5 protein-coding genes are annotated in these 4,115 nt (G+C 43.4%); 4 read left to right on the forward strand and 1 reads right to left on the reverse strand.

Annotated features, from left to right (window positions below; genetic code table 11):
• The 4 genes from B3O33_RS08305 to B3O33_RS08320 form a co-directional block, all read left to right on the forward strand.
• Positions 1–406, forward strand: a 406-nt coding sequence (locus tag B3O33_RS08305; RefSeq protein ID WP_292363380.1) for a sugar transferase, incomplete at its 5' end; no start/stop codon positions are given.
• Between the two features lie 75 nt (positions 407–481).
• Complete coding sequence (cysC, locus tag B3O33_RS08310) at positions 482–1,090, forward strand: adenylyl-sulfate kinase (protein ID WP_292361500.1); 609 nt, start codon at positions 482–484, stop codon at positions 1,088–1,090.
• Position 1,091: 1 nt separating this feature from the next.
• Complete coding sequence (locus tag B3O33_RS08315) at positions 1,092–2,051, forward strand: DHH family phosphoesterase (RefSeq protein ID WP_292361501.1); 960 nt, start codon at positions 1,092–1,094, stop codon at positions 2,049–2,051.
• A 156-nt stretch (positions 2,052–2,207) separates the two neighbouring features.
• A complete protein-coding gene (locus B3O33_RS08320; RefSeq protein WP_292361502.1) occupies positions 2,208–2,474 on the forward strand; it encodes a ComEA family DNA-binding protein in 267 nt (88 codons plus the stop codon).
• A 56-nt stretch (positions 2,475–2,530) separates the two neighbouring features.
• On the opposite strand, the gene B3O33_RS08325 is transcribed toward B3O33_RS08320, so the two are convergent.
• A partial coding sequence (locus B3O33_RS08325) for a bifunctional uridylyltransferase/uridylyl-removing protein GlnD (protein WP_292363381.1) occupies positions 2,531–4,115 on the reverse strand: 1,585 nt, incomplete at its 5' end.

The raw sequence follows: 4,115 nt of genomic DNA on the forward strand, positions 1-4,115 counted from the left end.
AGTCAAATTCCGCACCATGACAAAAGATACGGCGCATGTTGCCAGTCATCTGGCGTCAGCCTCATCCATTACCCCCTTCGGTCGTTTTCTGCGTCGAACCAAACTGGATGAACTACCACAGTTATGGAATGTGTTAATAGGTGAAATGAGCCTGGTTGGCCCCAGACCCTGTCTTTTTAACCAGCTTGAATTAATTGAAGAGCGCGAAGCAAAAGGCGTATTTAAGGTTAGGCCTGGTATCACAGGGCTGGCGCAAATAAATGATATTGATATGTCGACTCCTGAATTACTGGCTAAAACAGATGCTTTGATGATTGAGCAGATGAGTGTAATCCGCTATCTTGGTCTCATCGTTCAAACGGTTATCGGCAAAGGTGCTGGTGATAGAGTTCGTAAGGATAGCTAAACCTTACCTGATGGCTTGGCGCATTTAGCGAATTCTTCCAAATTCATTCAGAAATAAACTTATGGAGTGACGCCTGTGGAAAAGGAGAATATTGTCTGGCATATGCACAAAGTCAGCAAAGCGGATCGTAGTCAGCAGAAAAAACAGCGTTCTGCCATTTTATGGTTTACCGGGTTAAGTGCCTCAGGCAAATCCACCATTGCCGGGGCAGTAGAGCAGGCTTTATTTGAGCTGGGTCATCATACTTATCTGCTTGATGGGGATAACGTCAGACATGGTTTGAATAAAGACCTGGGGTTTTCTGACGAGGATCGGGTTGAGAATATTCGCCGCATAGGTGAAATGGCTAAGCTTTTTGCCGATGCCGGTTTAATTGTATTAACCGCTTTTATTTCCCCTTTTCGTTCGGATCGTCGATTAGTCCGTGATCTGGTTGAAGCGGACGAATTTGTTGAAATTTATATGGATACACCGCTCAGTGTTTGCGAACAGCGTGATCCAAAAGGCCTCTATCAAAAAGCCCGTCGCGGCGAGATTAAGAATTTCACCGGTATTGATTCCGAGTATGAAGCACCTGAGGCGGCTGAAGTCACTTTGAATACGGCGGAATGTGATATTGCGGAATGTGTAGCGCAGGTCATTGAGTATTTACGGATAAACAACATCATTCAAACTCAGGGGTAATATGCGTTTTATTGACGTTTTTAATGGCGATGCCGATGGTATTTGTGCACTGGTTCAGTTACGTCTGGCTGAGCCCAGAGAAGCGGAACTGGTTACCGGAATCAAGCGTGATATCAATCTGTTGAAACATGTGGATGCAGCTGCTGGTGATAAGCTCACTGTGCTGGATATTTCGATGGAGAAAAATACGGCAGATTTGATCCGGTTACTGGATGTTGGAGTTGAGGTGTTCTATGCAGATCATCATCAACCGGGCGACATTCCTGAATATCCCAATCTGTCTGCACATATCGATATGGCAGCCACTACCTGCACTTCATTAATCATTGATAAGTACCTTAAAGGACAGTTTCATCAATGGGCTATCACTGCTGCCTATGGCGATAATTTAACCGCAGTGGCGGATAAGCTTGCCGGTGAAGCCGGGATGACAAATACTCAACGTGAAGAACTGGCATCGCTGGGCATTTATCTTAATTACAACGGCTATGGTGCCAAGACGGATGATCTGTTATTTCATCCTGCTGAGCTGTTTAAACAATGTGTTGCTTATGCTTCGCCCTTTGATTTTATTCACGAAAACCGTGCGGCCTATGAAAAGCTTTCAAACGGTTACAATGAAGATATGCGTTCGGGGTTAACCATTGAACCAAAATACAAAACTGAAAAGCTGGCCGTTATCTGTTTACCCGACGAAAAGTGGGCCCGCCGGGTAAGTGGTGTTTTGGGAAACGAGTTGGCCAATCAATTTCCTGACCGGGCTCATGCCATTGTGTCGGTAAAAGATGCTGATCATTATCTGGTGAGCCTGCGTGCTCCAAATTCCAATCGCAGTGGCGCCGATGAAGTTGCTGGCCAATTTCCTACTGGTGGTGGACGTAAAGCGGCTGCAGGTATTAATGCGCTTCCAATCAATCAGTTGGAGCAGTTGATTGATGTAATGGAAAAACAATACGCTTAGAAACTAAATTGTGATCGGTTTCTCGATTTAAGGCAGGAGAATTTCCTGTTGATTAATTTTGTCTTTTTTAGGGCTGGACGTTAAACATCCTGATAGCTTAGTCTTTAAATGCAGCTCAGGAGAGCTGCATTTAATCAAAACAAGGAGCAAGGAAAGATGTTTAAGAAATGGATTATTTCTTTATTACTCGCATTTTCACTTTCATCATTCGCTGCATTCGCAGCAGATAAAATCAATATCAACAGTGCTACAGCAGACGAATTACAGCTTCTCGATGGAGTAGGACCTTCCACTGCAGATGCTATCGTGCAATACCGTGAGCAAAATGGGACATTTTCCAGTGTTGATGATTTGGTGAATATCAAAGGTATTGGTGAAAAAAAAGTAGCTGCTTTAGCAGAGAAAGTTACTGTCACTGATTAAACGTTGATAAATTGAAAAAGGTGAGGTTTAAAATGCCTCACCTTTTTTATGTCTGTTTAAAAGGCAACTGAGTTTGATAAAACAGCTTCCGCTTGCATTACCAGTTTGTCTTTCAATTCCGCATCTAACCTTTGTTGTTCTGTTTCGGTTAACGCATTGTCGTCGCTATTGGTGATGAAAAACACGTCTTCTACCTGGTCGCCCAATGTCACCATTTTAGCATTAATTACCTGTATCTGATTTGACAGAAAAACTTGTGCTACGACAGACAACAATCCCGGTCGATCATGGGTGTATAGCTCCATTACCGTATGTGTATGCTGGGGATTTACCGAAAACTTTATGACGGGCTCGGTCTGGAACAGCTTTGTGGTTCGTGGCATTAATTGTGGTTTATAACCCGAAATCAAATGTTCACGTGCAAGCTGCTTATGCAATGCTGCGGTGATATCTTCAAAGCGTTGTTGTGTCCCATTAACAATAAAAGTATTTAAGGTTTTACCGTCATTACTGATATTGATTTTGGCATCCAGAATATTCAGTTGCAACTGTTCCAGACATGCTGTCATAGAAGCAAACAGACCGCGGCGATCATGTGTAAAAATACATAACTCGAGCGTTTGCTTTTCGTTATGCGGACGTACCAGAATCAATGGTTCTTCATCGGGATGCTCAAGCCGGCCATTGGTTTGCCAGGCAATTTCATCAACTGAATGCCGTAAAAAATAATCCAGATCATATTCAAGCCACAGTTGGGTGATATCTTGGGGCGGCCATCCCATTTCTGAAAGTTTATCCAAAGCCAACTGATACTTTTTATAGCTTTTTTCCTGCGTACTTTTTGCTTGTGCCTCAGTATGTTCCAGCCATTGATGCGTACTGTGATATAGCTGTTTGAGCAGTGAGTCACGCCAGCCATTCCAGAGATTGTTATTGGTTGCCCTGATATCAGCCACCGTCAACAGATACAGATAATTTAATCTATTGACACTGCCGACCAGAGCGGCAAAGTCTTGAATAACTTCAGGATCTTCGAGGTCTTTCTTTTGCGCGGTGGATGACATTGCCAGATGCTGGCGAACCAGAAAAGTCACAATGCTGGTGTCGTAATCACTCAAATTGTGTTGCGTACAGAATTGTTCTGCATCTTTAACACCGAGAATACTATGATCACCGCCACGACCTTTGGCAATATCATGATAAATACCGGCGATATACAATAATTCAGGTTTTGGCAGTTGATAAAACACTTCTGAACACAGCGGAAATTCATCCTTGAATTCGGAGCAGGAAAAACGACGTAAATTTCCCACCAGAAACAGGGTATGTTCATCTACCGTGTAAGCATGAAATAAATCATGCTGCATCTGTCCGACAATCCTACCAAATTCAGGCAGATAAGCACCCAGCACTCCGAGTTGATTCATGCGACGAAATTCATGGGTAACGCCTTTCGGTTGACGGATGATTTCCATAAACAGGCTACGATTTTTAATGTCTGCACGAAAGCGTTCATCAATTAAATGCAGATGGGCATGAATCTGGCGGATAGTCGAGGCACGAATGCCTTTAATATGCGGATGTTGTTGCAGGATCAGAAATACTTCCAGCAACGCATAGGGATAGTAAGCAAACATGCCG

Source organism: Methylophaga sp. UBA1464 (assembly GCF_002325665.1).
GTDB lineage: Bacteria > Pseudomonadota > Gammaproteobacteria > Nitrosococcales > Methylophagaceae > Methylophaga.

Excerpts from the sequence above, each read along its gene's own strand:
- B3O33_RS08320 (WP_292361502.1), top strand. The coding sequence starts at position 2,208 with ATGTTTAAGAAATGGATTATTTCTTTATTACTCGCATTTTCACTTTCA.
- B3O33_RS08315 (WP_292361501.1), top strand. The coding sequence starts at position 1,092 with ATGCGTTTTATTGACGTTTTTAATGGCGATGCCGATGGTATTTGTGCA.